The organism is Planomicrobium sp. MB-3u-38, from assembly GCF_002836425.1.
Taxonomy (GTDB): domain Bacteria; phylum Bacillota; class Bacilli; order Bacillales_A; family Planococcaceae; genus Planococcus; species Planococcus okeanokoites.
Window position 1 is genome coordinate 188,974 of record NZ_PJBO01000001.1, and the last position, 14,928, is coordinate 203,901.

At 46.2% G+C, this 14,928-nt stretch carries 18 protein-coding genes and 1 other annotated feature; of the genes, 10 read left to right on the plus strand and 8 right to left on the minus strand.

Translation table 11 applies throughout. The features are described from left to right. Positions 1-148 precede the first annotated feature (148 nt). The 5 genes from CXF70_RS01130 to CXF70_RS01150 all read right to left on the minus strand — a co-directional run bounded on the left by CXF70_RS01130 (position 149) and on the right by CXF70_RS01150 (position 3,982). Positions 149-475 (minus strand): DUF3784 domain-containing protein, encoded by a 327-nt coding sequence (locus tag CXF70_RS01130; protein ID WP_199172767.1) that lies wholly within the window; start codon positions 473-475, stop codon positions 149-151. A 200-nt stretch (positions 476-675) separates the two neighbouring features. Further along, positions 676-2,478, minus strand: a complete 1,803-nt coding sequence (locus tag CXF70_RS01135; protein WP_101801138.1) for a M3 family oligoendopeptidase — start codon at positions 2,476-2,478, stop codon at positions 676-678. A 130-nt stretch (positions 2,479-2,608) separates the two neighbouring features. After that, on the minus strand, positions 2,609-2,920 hold the full coding sequence (locus CXF70_RS01140; RefSeq protein ID WP_101801139.1) for a hypothetical protein: 312 nt from the start codon (positions 2,918-2,920) through the stop codon (positions 2,609-2,611). A 9-nt stretch (positions 2,921-2,929) separates the two neighbouring features. Beyond that, on the minus strand, positions 2,930-3,127 hold the full coding sequence (locus CXF70_RS01145; RefSeq protein WP_101801140.1) for a hypothetical protein: 198 nt from the start codon (positions 3,125-3,127) through the stop codon (positions 2,930-2,932). A 24-nt stretch (positions 3,128-3,151) separates the two neighbouring features. Next, positions 3,152-3,982, minus strand: a complete 831-nt coding sequence (locus CXF70_RS01150) for an SMI1/KNR4 family protein (protein ID WP_101801141.1) — start codon at positions 3,980-3,982, stop codon at positions 3,152-3,154. Positions 3,983-4,122: 140 nt separating this feature from the next. Between CXF70_RS01150 and CXF70_RS01155 the strand changes: the two genes are divergently transcribed. The 7 genes from CXF70_RS01155 (at position 4,123) to CXF70_RS01185 (ending at position 8,396) form a co-directional block, all read left to right on the plus strand. Beyond that, positions 4,123-4,677 (plus strand): TetR/AcrR family transcriptional regulator, encoded by a 555-nt coding sequence (locus CXF70_RS01155; protein WP_101801142.1) that lies wholly within the window; start codon positions 4,123-4,125, stop codon positions 4,675-4,677. A 99-nt stretch (positions 4,678-4,776) separates the two neighbouring features. Further along, positions 4,777-6,108: an MATE family efflux transporter gene (locus tag CXF70_RS01160; RefSeq protein ID WP_101801143.1), complete on the plus strand. Its 1,332-nt coding sequence runs from the start codon at positions 4,777-4,779 to the stop codon at positions 6,106-6,108. 27 nt (positions 6,109-6,135) lie between these two features. Next, positions 6,136-6,591, plus strand: a complete 456-nt coding sequence (locus CXF70_RS01165) for a DUF7878 domain-containing protein (protein WP_101801144.1) — start codon at positions 6,136-6,138, stop codon at positions 6,589-6,591. After that, a complete protein-coding gene (locus CXF70_RS01170; RefSeq protein WP_145990691.1) occupies positions 6,576-6,806 on the plus strand; it encodes a hypothetical protein in 231 nt (76 codons plus the stop codon). Before CXF70_RS01165 ends, CXF70_RS01170 begins: the two co-directional genes overlap by 16 nt. A gap of 202 nt (positions 6,807-7,008) precedes the next feature. Next, complete coding sequence (locus CXF70_RS01175) at positions 7,009-7,347, plus strand: hypothetical protein (protein WP_101801146.1); 339 nt, start codon at positions 7,009-7,011, stop codon at positions 7,345-7,347. A gap of 36 nt (positions 7,348-7,383) precedes the next feature. Beyond that, positions 7,384-8,031: a DUF3885 domain-containing protein gene (locus CXF70_RS01180; protein ID WP_101801147.1), complete on the plus strand. Its 648-nt coding sequence runs from the start codon at positions 7,384-7,386 to the stop codon at positions 8,029-8,031. 20 nt (positions 8,032-8,051) lie between these two features. Then, positions 8,052-8,396, plus strand: a complete 345-nt coding sequence (locus tag CXF70_RS01185; RefSeq protein WP_101801148.1) for a DUF6176 family protein — start codon at positions 8,052-8,054, stop codon at positions 8,394-8,396. A gap of 61 nt (positions 8,397-8,457) precedes the next feature. Here CXF70_RS01185 and CXF70_RS01190 read toward each other — a convergent pair whose 3' ends face one another. Then, positions 8,458-9,027 (minus strand): anthranilate synthase component II, encoded by a 570-nt coding sequence (locus CXF70_RS01190; protein WP_101801149.1) that lies wholly within the window; start codon positions 9,025-9,027, stop codon positions 8,458-8,460. Next, positions 9,024-10,364 (minus strand): anthranilate synthase component I, encoded by a 1,341-nt coding sequence (gene trpE / locus CXF70_RS01195; protein ID WP_101801150.1) that lies wholly within the window; start codon positions 10,362-10,364, stop codon positions 9,024-9,026. Before trpE ends, CXF70_RS01190 begins: the two co-directional genes overlap by 4 nt. Positions 10,365-10,444: 80 nt before the next feature. After that, positions 10,445-10,654 (minus strand) — a binding site (T-box leader). Between the two features lie 249 nt (positions 10,655-10,903). Between trpE and CXF70_RS01200 the strand changes: the two genes are divergently transcribed. Then, entirely contained in the window at positions 10,904-12,301 is a 1,398-nt protein-coding gene (locus tag CXF70_RS01200; RefSeq protein WP_101801151.1) for a M1 family metallopeptidase, read from the plus strand. 18 nt (positions 12,302-12,319) lie between these two features. Next, the gene (locus CXF70_RS01205) at positions 12,320-13,060 is read left to right on the plus strand and encodes a hypothetical protein (RefSeq protein ID WP_101801152.1); all 741 of its coding nucleotides are present in this window, start codon (positions 12,320-12,322) and stop codon (positions 13,058-13,060) included. A gap of 491 nt (positions 13,061-13,551) precedes the next feature. On the opposite strand, the gene CXF70_RS01210 is transcribed toward CXF70_RS01205, so the two are convergent. After that, positions 13,552-14,271, minus strand: a complete 720-nt coding sequence (locus CXF70_RS01210) for a cytochrome c biogenesis CcdA family protein (protein ID WP_101801153.1) — start codon at positions 14,269-14,271, stop codon at positions 13,552-13,554. Between the two features lie 98 nt (positions 14,272-14,369). On the opposite strand from CXF70_RS01210, the gene CXF70_RS01215 reads away from it, so the two are divergent. Next, positions 14,370-14,891, plus strand: a complete 522-nt coding sequence (locus CXF70_RS01215; RefSeq protein WP_158241139.1) for a redoxin domain-containing protein — start codon at positions 14,370-14,372, stop codon at positions 14,889-14,891. Positions 14,892-14,928 lie beyond the last annotated feature (37 nt).

The window sequence follows — 14,928 nt, forward strand, 5'->3', positions numbered from 1 at the left end:
GTATATTTTTTTGGTTTAATTATAGATAACAGGTGTCTGTAAAGTGTGTAATATAAATGAATCCAAAAGAAACTGTGTCATATTGCCGGCAAGATAAAAGCATCCATTTTTTACGTACAATTCATTCGTAAGAAGATGCCTTTATCTTTTATGCATTCTTTTTAAACCGGTTTCCGGTATTAATGTAAATCAGTCCGAAGACAATCAGGACGGCGAGTAAAACGCCGCCGGCAATCATCAGGGAGTTCATCTGGAGTAGGTCACCCAGAGAAATCAGCGTAATGGGTGCGATGAAACTCAGGATCAATTTTCCAGTTGCCTTGCATAAAGCCGCTTCATCGTATTTTTCCTTTTCTTCTTTCGGCAAAGTGTTATATCCAGCGATCAACATCGCACCTTTGCCCTGCAGCAAATAAATGCCTAGGATAAGCAGAAGCAGGATGCCGAGAAGCGAAATGATTATATCGGTTGTCATGCGGAGTCACCTCATAAATAGTTTTCCTCAGTGCCTGTCATCATAACTGACGCTGTAAGTGTTTTAATATTTCCAGTTTGAATGGTTCTCATGTAATTTTCAATCACTTAAGGCAGATGTGCTTGCACTGGAACATATTAACGGAAAAAAGAAGGATTCCGAAATGGAGTCCTTCTTTTAATTTATTCAAATCCATCAAATCACTGCCTCACCAAACTCCTTGACGACAGCTGGATAAACTCCTCTACATCCTTCAGGCAAAGAGCCATCCCTTTTTCCCAGAAACTCTCCTGCGTAATATCTTCTCCGAGGTGCTTCATTGCCAAATCTTCGACCGTCATACTGCCGGTATCGCGCAGCAATGCTAAATAATTCTTCTCGAAATCGGCTCCTTGTTCTTTCGCTTTTGCATAAATACTGACAGCAAACAGATAACCGAATGTATAAGGGAAATTATAGAACGGGGAAGAAGTGATATAGAAATGCGGCGTCGAAATCCAGGAATGGACCGGCACGTGGCTCATGGAACCGGCATAGGCTTCAGTAAGAGCACCTTCCATCATCTCGTTCAGCCGGTCAGCTGATACCATTCCTTGTTTACGCGCTTCATAGAGCCGTCCTTCAAAAAGGAAGCGGGAATGGAGGTTCATGAAATTCATGACACTGCGTTTTATCTTTTCATCCAGCAGCATCAGTTTTTCGTCGGCATCGTCAGTTTGCTCAATCGCCGCATCGAGCACAATCATTTCAGCAAACGTCGACGCGGTTTCCGCTGTGCTCATGCTGTAGCGGCGGTTCATCGGAGCCACATCTTTCAATGCATGATTGTGGAAGGCGTGGCCGAGTTCATGGGCAAGCGTCAGAAGCGTGGTTATCGAGCCGTCAAAAGTCAGAAATACACGGGATTCACCCGACAGCGGAAAGCCTGCGCAAAAAGCCACAGCCGATTTTCCAGGACGATCGGCTGCTTCGACCCAGCCTTTTTCAAAGGCATTGCGGGTGAATTGCTCCAACTCCGGTCCGAAGTTCCGGAATTGCTGAAGGATGAATTCGGCACCTTGCCGGTAACCGAGGGAGATGTCCTTTTCTGCGAAAGGCGCCCAAAAATCATAGGAAGGCATTTGATCGTTCCCGGCTGATTGCGCTTTATGGTCCAGATAATCGACAAACGCAGGCTTATGCCGTTCGACAACCCGCCACATAGACTGCAGCGTCTTTTCGCTCATCCGGTTATCTTTGAGCGGCTGCTCCAAACTGCTCGAAGCTCCGCGCTTCCGGTCGACCTGCAAGCGGAACCCTGTGATGTGATTAAGAATCCGCGCCATCGTTTCCTGTTGTCCCGTCCACAAATTTTCCAAAGCAATAAAAGCGTTTTTCCTGATCGCTGAATTTGGATGCGACCGTAAATTCACTGCTTGCCCGACAGAAAATGCCTTATCGCTGCCATCCATCTCGATATTGACGCGCAAATTATTGAGGATGGAGCGGTATAAATCGTTCCAGGCATGATAACCGTCGATCATTAAATCGGATATCAAGGCTTCTTCTTCATTCGACAGAGCGGCATCTGCATCGGTCCGCCATTCATTCATTATAAATCGGTAGTCCTTCAAACTTTCTGTTTGCAGCAATAAATCCCACGTCGCGGAATCCAGTTCAGCAAGCTGGTGCTGAAGTTTTTTCACCAGTGAACTGAAGTCAGCCTTCACTGAGGAAATATTTCCTTGCAGGGAGACGCCTTTTTGATTTGCCGGATTTTCAGCAAGCAGGCAAGTAACAAACGAACTCATCTGGGACAGTGCATTCTGGATGCAGCCGATATCCCGAAGGACGATGGCAACCTGTTCTTTATTGTCTTGAGCAGTGGCTAAATCCAGCGCCTCGACTCGTTCCAGGCATTCAGCAATGCCCACTTTCGTTTGCGCGATCAATTCAGTCAGTTCACCTGACCCCTTTAACAGAGAATCCAATTCCCACGTATCCGTAAACTCGTTACCCTTCATCCGGAATCCCCCTTTTATATACAAAATAAAACATATGTTCCCATTAAGTTTACATGAAGACGGGTGGGAAGTCGAAGGGAAATAAGGATGGAAAATGAATTTATTTACGGTGATCGTTACCTGTATGATCTCACGCATACGATTCGGTTTCAGCTGGAGCGCTCGAAATAGTGTCTACCGGCAATTTTTCGTATTTTATAATATATTTTTCATCTTTTACGGAGAAACTGAAATCAAGCGTGGTTGCACCCAATGTCCGGACATGGATTTCGTTTGCAGATTTGGACGCGTTCATGCCTGTAAGCACACCATGGAGTCCATTGTCAGTCTGAATATCTGCGTAAGTGAGTTCAGGCATCCTACCAATTGAACGTATAATTAAGCGACCCAGCCAATCTTCTTCGTAATGGGCATAGGTAAGCTCTCCGCCAGCAGACTCCATAATGGCAATTCAACTTGCAGTATCATCGACTCGTTCAAATTTTTTCAGTGAAAACTCTTGGCTCCCCGCATTAGTGGGATTATGATGAGTGTAAAAACTGTCCAGCGCTTTTTGGGAATCTGATTCACCAGAATTCATGTAGAAATAAAAGATGCCTGAAGAAACGATTGCTGCAATCGCAATTATGGACAGCAGTTGCTTTTTCAAATTATTTAGCCTCCAGAAATCATATTAAACGGACATCTGCTTTATTTTCACTTCGATTTTTTGCGCATAATTGATGATGTCGCTATGCCATTTCCATTCTTTTTTCAGCGATGCCATCATTTTTTTGATGTTCTGCAGGTGAAGCGGCGTGAACTGTTCGGGTTGATTCAGCAGAATTTGCATCATAGTGACTTCAGTTTCCATGACGATGGTGGAATCTTTATTATTTAAAAGCTTTCCGGCTTGATTCAAAAACCAATCGATATCCGTCTCAACTTTGGTCAGGTGGAAGAGGGCGAGACTGATCGGCAATACAATATTATCGGCGAAAGCTTGTTCAGCTTCTTCTTGGGTAAACTCGGTTTTATCATCTTCGAACAAGGACATGTCGAGTTCGTCTGAACCTTCTTCCCGGTAGAGTCTGGAAACGAATTCTTCAAAACTTGGGGCCAGGGTTATTTCCACGTCGCTGTCGCTTTCCAGGTAAACCACTCCTGGTTCCTGCGGATTCTGCCTGTAATCCAGCCCGATCCAGAAATTGCCGTCACCATTCAATAAAACCAGATTCTTAGGCAATCCCCATTCTTTGATCAAGTAGGAAGTTACATAAATCCCTTGTTTGCCGCTTTTCCCGATTCCCCATAAATAATCGACGTCGATTGAGCCTTCTTCAAAATCTGCGATAGGGAACTTGTTTAGGTACAGCGACCCGCCGTTTTGTTCCTGAAGCAATTCGAGATAACGCGCAGGAAAAGTGACTTTGAATTTTTCTTCTGCTTTATCGACCATCGCCGGAGTCAGGCTTACCAGTTCATATGGATCCATTAATTCGAAATTCCAAAATCGTTCTGACATTTTATTCTCTCCTCGACGAGTTATTAAAAATCTTCTTTTTAGTAAATAATACCACTAAAAGTAAAGGGGAGATGCAGATGTTAAAGCTTGAACTTAAAAAACTAAAAGTGTATTATTAGTTTTTGTGAGGGGGTTCGAACGTGAAAAACAGAATTATTCAAGGGTTTATTGAAGAGACCCGATTAAACGGGATCAAGTTTACAATGGACGATTTGGCGAAAAGACTTGGAATCAGCAAACGGACCCTGTATGAAAATTTTTCTTCTAAGCTGGAGATATTAGAAACAATAATAGATATGACTTTTTCAGGGCACGAAGAAGAGGCACGGCTAATTAGAGAAGATAAGAGTCTCACGTTGGCGGAAAAAATTCAGCAGGTCATTCTAATCATCCCGAAGCATAACGAGTTTTACGATCTCCGCATTCTGGAGCAGCTGAAAAGGTATTATCCGGAACAGTGGCAGCGCGTGGATCGGGAGCTGAATCGCTGGGAAGACCTGGAGGATTTATTGCGGGAAGGCATGGAAGCTGGCATCGTCAAGGAACAGAACATGGATTTATTAATGAAAATGATATTAAGTGCAATCAATATTACACTGGACCAGAAATTTTTCAATGACCAGAGCATTTCCATGCAAGAAGGCGTGGAAGCCATGAGCGACGTACTATTATATGGATTAATAAAAGAAAAATAAGGTGCTGGCTGAAGCAGCCAGTTTTTTCTCGGCAACAGAAAACTAAAAAAACAAAAATAGTTTTTTCGTTACAAGGGATTTTCAGGAGGGTTATTCAACATGAAGAAAATACAATCAATACAACGGCTGGATACGGATTCAGTAGCGAAATCGTTTATCCGTTATTTGGTGCCGTCGACAATCGGCATGCTGCTGATGGCGATCAATATTGTAGCTGATGGGATTATGGTCGGAAATCGCCTCGGTCCCGTAGCACTGGGGGGCGTCGGTATTGCGATACCCGTGTATACATTATTTGTCGCAATGTCGCTGTGGATCGGCATTGGAACAGCAACCCGGTTTTCGTCCTTGATGGGGGCCAAGCGGCCGGAAGAAGCGAAAATAGTCTTTTCGCATGGTATGCTGTCGATTTTTATCGTAACGTTATTCATCGGATTGACCGCGTTTCCGTTCCGGACCCAATTGGCCTATCTGCTGGGGGCGAATGCTGAAACGTATCCATACGTGGCAGATTATTTATATCTGATGCTGCTGTTCGGTTTCGTTTTTACAATGGAGAACGCTCTGAGCATCATGGTCCGCAATGACGGCAGTCCGAATCTTGCGATGGCTTCGCTAATAACAACGTCACTGCTGAATATCGGCCTTAATTACATCTTTCTTTTCGTGCTTGATTTGGGCGTGATGGGCGCAGCGGCTGCAACTTTGCTTGCCGCTTTTATCGGGATGCTTGTACTCAGTTCCCATTTCTTCAAAAAGTCGAACAATCTTCGTTTCGTGCGATTCAGATTCAGCCGGAAGTTACTGCTGCTGATTCTGGTCATCGGTTTTCCAAGTTTTCTCGCGGAAATTGGTATGTCAGTTTTCACTATTTCCCATAATAATGTATTTGAACGGCTTGCAGGCACGGCCGGTGTTTCGGCATTTGCCATTCTTAACTATGTGCACAGTGTTATGCTTCTCGCATTTCTCGGTATGGGATCCGCAATCCAGCCTTTAGTAAGTTATTACAGTGGCGCCGGTGAAAAGATGAAAATCCGGAAGACACTTCAATACGCAATCGGGACTGCGGTCGCTGCAGGAACTGCATTTTTCATCATCGGCCAGTTCTTTTCAAGGGCAATCGCAAACGTATTTGGTGATTTCCCGGATTCCGTGATGGATTTGGCAGTACCAGGGATTCAATTATTCTTCATCGCCTATTTATTCATGGGAACCAATTTCGTCATGATGACGTATTACCAGTCGACCGGTCAAATCCGGATGGCGACGTGGATTACTGCTGCCCGGGAAATTATAATATTGCTGATTTTACTCAGCATTCTTCCTGTGTTCTTCGGCGTGACAGGTGCTTGGCTGGCGATCCCGATTTCTGAATTCATCGTGCTGATGACGATTGTGTTATATCAGCGTAAATGGAGATCAGTATAAACGTGGTAAATACGAAGGGGTGTTTGAATGGGGAAATTGACGATTGATTTTAAGCTGGATCCTTTATTGGAATTGGACCCGAAACTGCTGAAGCAGAAAAATGGTAAACTATTGATCGATGTCGATGGAGAACTGACTATCACGTTAGGGGATAGACGCTTCTTCTGGGAGCCGTCTCTTACGCTGCTTGAACTTGGTGTCGCTTTGAAACGTTGGAGGACGAAGGATCCCGGCGCGAATAAAGACTTTCACTTTTTCACGATGGAGCATGATGAAAGAGAAGGTCCGATATTGGCTTTCAACAGGAAAAGTGCTGGCCGGTGGCAGTTGTTTTCAATCTGGCAGGAATTTGAACATTTAGATTTGATCGCCGCGGAAGATTTACTGGAAGCGGTGGACGGTTATTTAGCCGAACTCGAAGCGGTGCTGGTTGATAGATTCGGATTGCGTTACAAGGATTTTATGAGGTGGTGGGCAACATAAGAAAGGTTTATGACTATCTTACAGTGAAGCAAAAGAAAATTGCTGTGGCGGAATTGAAAGCGGACCGGCTGGAACTGCAGCAGGAAGTGGCAGAGCGTATAGATGACTATCCGAAAATCGTGCGCGAAGTCCTGCTGCACACGCTCGACAGTTGGACTCTGGAAATTGAACAACTGGAAGACGATATTGCGCGTGATCATGGCGCTCAAATGTGATTCAAAGAAAATCCCGTGGAGGAGAAACTATTCCTTCGCGGGATTTTTTTGTTTTTTATAGAGAAAAAATATTTTTCAAACTCAACTGGTTTTATTTTTTCACAATCTGTATATTTGAAGAAAGAAGAATTTGAAATATTTAGTGAAACAACAGAAGTTAGATTTAAATTGAGGAAAATTTAGATCGCGAGGAGAATTATCAATGAAAAAATTCATTTGGCCAATCGCATTAAGCTTATTAGTTCTGATAGGTGGCATTTCCTTTTTTGTACTTATTTCGAGTTACAAAGCAGACGCGGAGTTACTGGATTTTCCGATACCGCAAAGCGCCACACTGGTTGAAGAAAATGAATTCGGAAAGAATTACGATTGGCCGAAAGCTTCCGGCGACAACGGCATTCCTTGGAGCTATCAATGGGCGTTGAAGTTGAATGGCTGGGAGAAAGTTGAAGGCGATCTGACGCCGATTTACCAGAAGGACGACAAGAAAATTGATCTGATTACGACTGCAGATCATTTGAGCGTGTTGAAAGTGGAGTAACACTAAGTGTAACCTTGAAAAAAACGGAGGAATCCAATGCCTGACAAACTGCCATCTTTTATGGATCAATCGTTTAATGGCATCGAACTTGTGCCAGCCCTGTTTTATGCGTGGGAACCCGGGCTGCGTTTCGAGATAGCGGATCCTAAAAGCTCTAACAAAGAATCGAACTTTTTAGCGCAGGCTTTCGAGCGTTCCAAAGCTTTATTCGATGCGGCTTTCAATGAAGAAGATGAAATCCTTTTAGTGACTGACCTGATTACATGGCGAAACAATTCCTTTATTCGCAAAAAGCCTTTGAATGTATATCAGAAATACATTAAGCAACCGCAGGCCTTATATAAGTTACAGCTGGAAGATATCCAACTGTCGGAATTCGATGATAATATCACGACTCGCCGCTTCAGCTACGCCTGCCGCAAAAAGGATATTCGCTACCCGCAATTATTGCAGGCCATCTGTTACCAGGATTTCGATCACCCGTCGACCATTACTAGTTATCAGGGAAGTTCCGCCCAGATTTATTTGATTAATATAACCCAGCAACTCATTTACCATCTCTACGATGACCGGGGATGCGATATCATCGCTGCAGACCAAGAAAATATCCGTTTTTTATACGAACAATATAACGATTGGATCCTCGATTACGATAGAGACAAGATCGATGCTGTATTTAAATAAATAGGATTGGAGAATCACCAATGAACGTAGAATTAACAAGGTTTCGCGTTAAAGATGGAAAGTCAGCTGTGGTCGATGAATGGCTGGCATTTCTGAATGGCAATATGAAAGATGTTTTGGTCACCTTGGAGGGAGAGAAAATGTATGTCGAGACGATTTTCCGTGAAACGCTCGACGGCAGTGAGTATCTCTATTGGTATTCGATCCAAGGCGAGGGCGGCCAGGAAGTGGAAACGTCGACTCACTGGATTGACGAAAAGCATATGGCTTACTGGCAGGAATGTATTGACCCTGATTTTTCGCCGGTTGATCTCGCGACTGCAGTCGTTATGATTCCGGAAAAAATAAAAGCCGATATGAAATAAATCCAATTTAAAAAACGGAATTTCCGCCCACTCACATGGCGCAGGAATTCCGTTTTTATTTTCATATCCGATTCAAAAATCCTTCCATCAATTTATCACCTTCTGGCGTCCCAATCGACTCCGGATGAAACTGGATGCCGTAAATCGGATAGTCGGTATGTTTTATGGCCATGATCATTCCGTCATCTTCCGAAACAGCTTGAACCTCCAGACAGGAAGGAAGTGATTCCGCCTCGACCACCAGCGAATGGTAGCGCATGGCAGGAAGCGGAACTGCCATTTCTGAAAACATGCCTTGATTGCTGTGTGAAATTGCGGATACTTTTCCGTGGCGGATGACGGGTGCGTGTGTAATTGTTCCGCCAAAAGCAGCGCCAATCAGCTGGTGGCCGAGACAGATGCCAAGCAGCGGAACCGAGTCGCCGGCAAGCTGGATCAGCCGAATCGATTCAGGGGCTGCATCGGGATGGCCCGGACCGGGGGACAGGATGATGGCTTCTGGTTCCCGTTCAAGAATTTCCTCAGCCGTCAGCACACCGTAGCGCACAACTTCAACTTCACGGCCCAATAGAGAAACGGCCTGATAAATATTATAAGTAAATGAATCGAAATGATCGATCAGGAGAATCATCCGAACACCTCCGTCAGCGAGCGGGCTTTGTGCAGCGTCTCTTCAAATTCCGCCTGGGGAATTGAGTCGTAAACGATGCCGGCTCCTGCCTGGACATGGACTTGGCCGTCTTTGACGACGAACGTACGGATAGCTAACGCCATATCAAGGTTCCCGTTATTGCCGAGATAACCGATCGCTCCGCCGTAGACGCCTCTTCGTTCTTCTTCGAATTGCTGGATCAATTGCATGGCGCGGACTTTCGGAGCACCGGAGACCGTGCCCGCCGGCAGACAGGAAACAAGTGCGTCGAGTGGATGCATGTCTTCACCAAGTTCGCCGGTGACTTCCGATACCAGGTGCATTACGTGCTGATAGCGTTCGATTTTCATGTATTTCGGTATTTTCACCGAACCGATGGCAGCCACGCGCCCTACGTCATTGCGACTGAGATCGACCAGCATCTGATGCTCTGCCCGTTCTTTTTCATCCTGCTCCAAATCCTCGGCCAAGCGCGCGTCTTCCTCTTCGGTCCGTCCGCGTTTCCGTGTGCCGGCAATGGGATTGGTCACCATATGGCCACCCCGGAGGGTCAATAAACTCTCGGGTGAGGCTCCGACCACAGCGTAATCCGCGAAGTCGATATAAAACTGATATGGAGACGGGTTTTGCTTGCGCAATTTCCGGTAGAGGTTGAAAGAGTCTCCTTTGTAATCAGCGGACAGACGCTGCGATAACACAATTTGGAACACATCGCCGTTTTCGATATGTTTTTTCGCCAGGTTCACTTTCTGTTTGAAACTGTCGGCATCCGTTGTCGACCGGAAAGTAAGCGGCTGCTGTGATTCGGGATCAGCGGACTGTTCTGCCTCATATAATTGAGCTGTTACTTGGTCGATTTCGCCTTCAGTGGACACTATCGTTACGTCATGCTTTACATGATCGAATATCACGACGGTCTGGTAATCATGCAAATGGATATCCGGCATCTGCAGGCTGTTCACGCGTGCTGCCTCAACAGGCTCATAAGCCGCAATGGCATCATAGCCGATATAGCCAAGCGCGCCGCCGGTAAACGGCAGTCCTTCAATCGATTCACGATCGGTCGGGACCAAATCTTTCAATATTTCCAGCGGCTTCCCGTGGTGAATCGTCTCTTCGCCGGTTCTGTGGTTGATTTCCATCAGCTGCTCTTTCTCGCCGATAAAAGACTTGACCGGATCGGCGCCGATAAACGAATAGCGTCCGGTAAGCGACGTTTTAAGCGAACTTTCCAGCAAAAACTTTCTCGGCCCCTTCAGCCGGTTGAACACCGCAATCGGCGTCAGCAAATCTCCTTCGATCTTTCTGATCTCCATCTCTGCTCATCTCCTCTGGTCTCGGTTCGACAGCGCCGGCCAATAAAAAAAGCCCTCTGCAAAGAACAGGACTGTTCCTTGTAGAGGACGGATTGACCGCGGTGCCACCTCGTGTTAAAGCCATTGCAGCTTTCACTTGATCCCCAGTAACGCGGGGAAACGGATGTCCCTACTCGATTTTCAGGACACCACTCACAGGCCCATTCACGCATTCGCCCCGCCGGTTTCCACCTGCCACCGGCTCTCTTTTAGAGGCTTTTTGCGCTACTTTTCCTGTTCGACGATTTACTCTGCTATGCTCAGCTCGGCTGTACTCAGGCGACGCCGCTCCCGGCGCCTGCTCCCATGATCATACAAAAGCTTGTCCTTATTCTATGCAAGCGGTCCCGCTTTGTCAATTTTACCTATTCGCCGGACTTCGAATGACCTGGGCGCCTCTTAGATGATAGACTTGTAAATGGATAAAAAAGGAGATTTTATTTCCGGCCTGCAGCCGGTTTTATTGGAATAAAAGAAAGAATTTCAACGGGGGATGGCTTATGAAGAAAAAAGGATGGGTGGCAGCTGGCGTCATTGCATTGATCAGCGTGGCGATTTTAATGATCGCTTTCTTTTCGGGCCAACCCGAAAAACAGGTTTCGGACGGCAAACCGGAGGGCGTGAATGCCAATTACGATTTGGACATTGAAATGGAGGAGGATGGGCTGTTCACGGTGTCGTCTCTCATCGAAGTGACGAACGATTCCGAGGATGCCTGGGAGGAGATTGGCTTCTATCTCGTACCGAACGCCATGAATGCGGTGGAGACCCATTCTTACCGTGACCGACAGGCGGAAGTCGAGTTGTTTGATGTATTGATCGGCGGGGAGCCGGCTGATTTCACGCTGGAAAATAATGAACTGATGATTCAATTACCGACCGAGCTGGAAACCGGCGGCGCTGTGGAAGTGACGGTCGACTACAGTCTCAAAGTGCCGGAAGACGGCATGCGCCTGGCTCAGGTGGATGATAATTTCTATCTCGCGCATTGGTACCCGATGCTTGGGGTTTACGATAACGGCTGGGACATTGAAGACTACGATCCAAAAGGTGAATCCTATGACACCGGGTACGGTAATTTCAGCGTCAGCTTTGAATTGCTAGAGGAATATCTGGTAGCCAGTTCAGCTGACGACGGCGCAATCGAGGCTGCTGCATCAGGTGAACTGGCAGGCGACAATCTCAAGGATTTTTACATCGCCTTTATGGATCCGGAAGACTGGCAAACAGGAACGGCGCAAGCGGGCGACACAGACTTGCGGGTGTTTATGCCGACGGATGCCGATTTGCTGGAAGAAACGATTGCTTTGGCGGAAGAAACCTACAGCTATTTCGAAAAGGAGATCGGCGACAATCCTTTCGATGAACTGGATATCATCGCGAACGACGGTTATATGGAATACCCCAACGTCATCGAAGTGGCGACGGAACAGGAAGCGATGGAGCCCATACTTATCCATGAGATTGCGCATCAATGGTTTTATTTCCTGGTGACTAATGATCCGTTCGAAGATGCCTGGCTTGATGAGAGTCTGGCGGAATTTTTAACGGCGCTGTTCATCAGCGAGCGCAACGGCGATACGGACAGCGGTTTCTGGGATGCTTCGCTGAGCCAGGCCAGCCATCCGCCTGAGAAATACGTCAATCTGCCACTGGATGAATTTGAAGAGGCCGCTTATTACTCGACGGTCTACGGCAAAGGGCCGTTGATGTTGAAGGAATTTTTCGATGCCAATGGCGGCCGCGAAAATGCGCTTGAATTTTTATCGGATTATTACGCGGCATTCCAATTTAAAAGGGTGGACAGCGAAGACTTCACAACGTTCTTCGAAGATTATTTTGATGGGGACCAAAGTGAATTTTTGGACAGCTGGATCGAGCCGGCAGATGCACCTTAATGAAAGAGGGTATTCGAGTTGAAACATATTTATGCTTTTGAAAAGATGGCAGACTACGAGAAATTCGAGCAGGTTATCAAGCGCTTCAGTGAAAGGGTGGCGGATTACGAGCAGACTTTGTCCCAAGACTTCGCTTTGACCGACAAGCCGAAAGGCATCGTCTGGACAACGGATGAGCTGGCGACTTCGGTGCTGTCGGACATCCCGATACCGGCCTATACCAATAAAGACGTCATCTACATGTCGCCGGATCTTGACGCGTGGCGACAACTTTTCATCCGGCAATTGGACGGAAATGAGCTGCCTCACATTCGGAAGTTTTACGAGAACTATTCGGAAAACCACCTGTTCACGATCGTCGGTCATGAGCTGACCCATCATTCGGATTTATTTCCGGATGAATTTGACGAAGAGCGGGATGACAGCATCTGGTTCGAAGAGGGCATGTGTGAATACCTGCCGCGGAAATTGTTGTTGAGCGAAACCGAGTTCGATGACATCACCGCGGTGGAGCGGGAATTGGTCGAGGCATTCACGCCGCAATACGGCGGCCGGTCCATCGACGAATTCGGCAGCAGTTCCTATCAGGGCAGCTTATCGAGCATCATGTTCGATTACTGGCGCAGCTTTCTCGCAGTCATGTATCTGGTCGAGCAGCGTTTTGACCACGACATCCAGGCGGTGTTTGCTGAATACCGCAAGTGGCATGAAGCGGGGCGCAAGGTTTCGCTGACGGCGTATTTTGAGTTGGATCAATAAGATAAATGAAAATGAAAATGAAAGCCCGCCGGGAACAGGCGGGCTTTATTTATGGGGAGAGAGGATGGATTGTCAATTGCTTATAGTGCGAACTTCGCCCGTTAAATGCCTGCGGACAGTATTTCAGCAGTTCAGGACAGTATTTTTGATTTGCGGACAGTATTTGACTCACTCCGGACAGTATTTGCCCAATTGCGGACAGTAAGTCCAAAATATGGAAATTAAAAATGGAGACTCACATCTTAGTTATCATAATTCAAGCTGAATCAGGCCCTATTCCAACTCTTAATGTTTAGAAAAGAGCTTTTTAAACATCACAAGCTTCAAAAACCCCACACCAACGACCACATCAGAGAGTAAAACACCCGAAAAAACTCCTCAAGCCGCCGAAAAGTGAAAAAACAAAAGCGGATGTTTTTCGCAGCCGCGAAAAACTCCAGTCTTTTAAAGGAACCTTTGCGTCCGCGAAGGTTTTATCCATCCATCATCCTTTAAGTCAGCAATGACTCGAGGAAGTACTGCAGTTCTGCAGTCCAGATGTTCAAATAATACATTTTGTCGAAGTAAATCATAACGCCCATCACCACGATGATCGCACCGCCGAATTTCATCAGGGCAGATGAATACTTCAGGATGAAACGCGTCTTGCCGATAAAGAACGCCATGATGATGAACGGGATGCAGAAGCCAAGGGAATAGGCGGTGACGACTGCAATCGTGTGCGCAGGGTTAACCAGGCTGCCGTATGTCAGGATCGCCCCGAAAATCGGTCCGATGCACGGTGTCCAGCCGGCCGAGAAGACAAATCCGACCACAAAGCTGTTCAAATAACTGGCCGGTTTCTTTTCATGTTTTATGCGCTTTTCCTTGAACATGAATTCAGGCTTGATGATGCCCATTAAAAATAAACCCATGAACACCAGGAAGATGCCGCCAAGCATCTGGATAAGCGTTTCATTTTTGGTGAACAAGCCGCCGATTGTGCTCAGGGAAAAGCCGAGTACATAATAAATGACGGAAAATCCGAGAGAAAAGAAAATTGAATGGATCAAGACTTTTTTTCTGAAGGAAGCCTGTTTATTTTCCTTTAATTCATTTACGGAAACACCGGTTATATAAGAAACAAAAGAAGGGTATAAAGGAAGGCAGCACGGGGATATGAATGCGAGAAATCCGCCGGCGAGCGCGACCCAGATAGTGATATTTTCCAACGTAAACACCTCTATGCTATTCTAACACGAGAGAGTTAACGAATATTCCCATTATTTCCATAGAGTTTTACAAAAAGATGAACAGAGGCGGGCAGCGGATGAATAAGAAAAAGAAGCGAATGATCTATAGGGTCTCGGTCTTGGGACTGCTCGCAGTGATGGTGTTTTACGCAGCTTATGAAAGTATGAAAGAAGAACCGGAAACGGCCATGACTTCGCAGGGAAAGCAGGCTCCTAATTTTGCCGGTGAGACGGTGGCGGACGAGATGCTTGTTTTATCCAACGAGCTGGAAGGGAAAACGCTCATCAATTTCTGGGGATCCTGGTGTGAGCCGTGTAAACGGGAAATGCCTGCACTTGAAAGCGCGCATTCAAAATATAAAGATGACGGCTTTAAAGTCATTTCCATCAATTTGGGCCAGTCCGACTTCATAGCGGGCCAATTCATCGACCAATACCAGCTGACATTTCCCGTGATGATCGATCAGGACGGGTCAATCAAAGAAGCGTATCGTGTCGGCAATTTGCCAGCTTCGTTCCTGGTTGATGAAAAAGGCGTGATCGAAGAAGTTCATGAAGGTGAACTGTCGGAAGAGATGCTTGAGGGATGGATTAATTAGATGAAGAAAATGAGGCTTTCTCTTAAATCAAAATGAA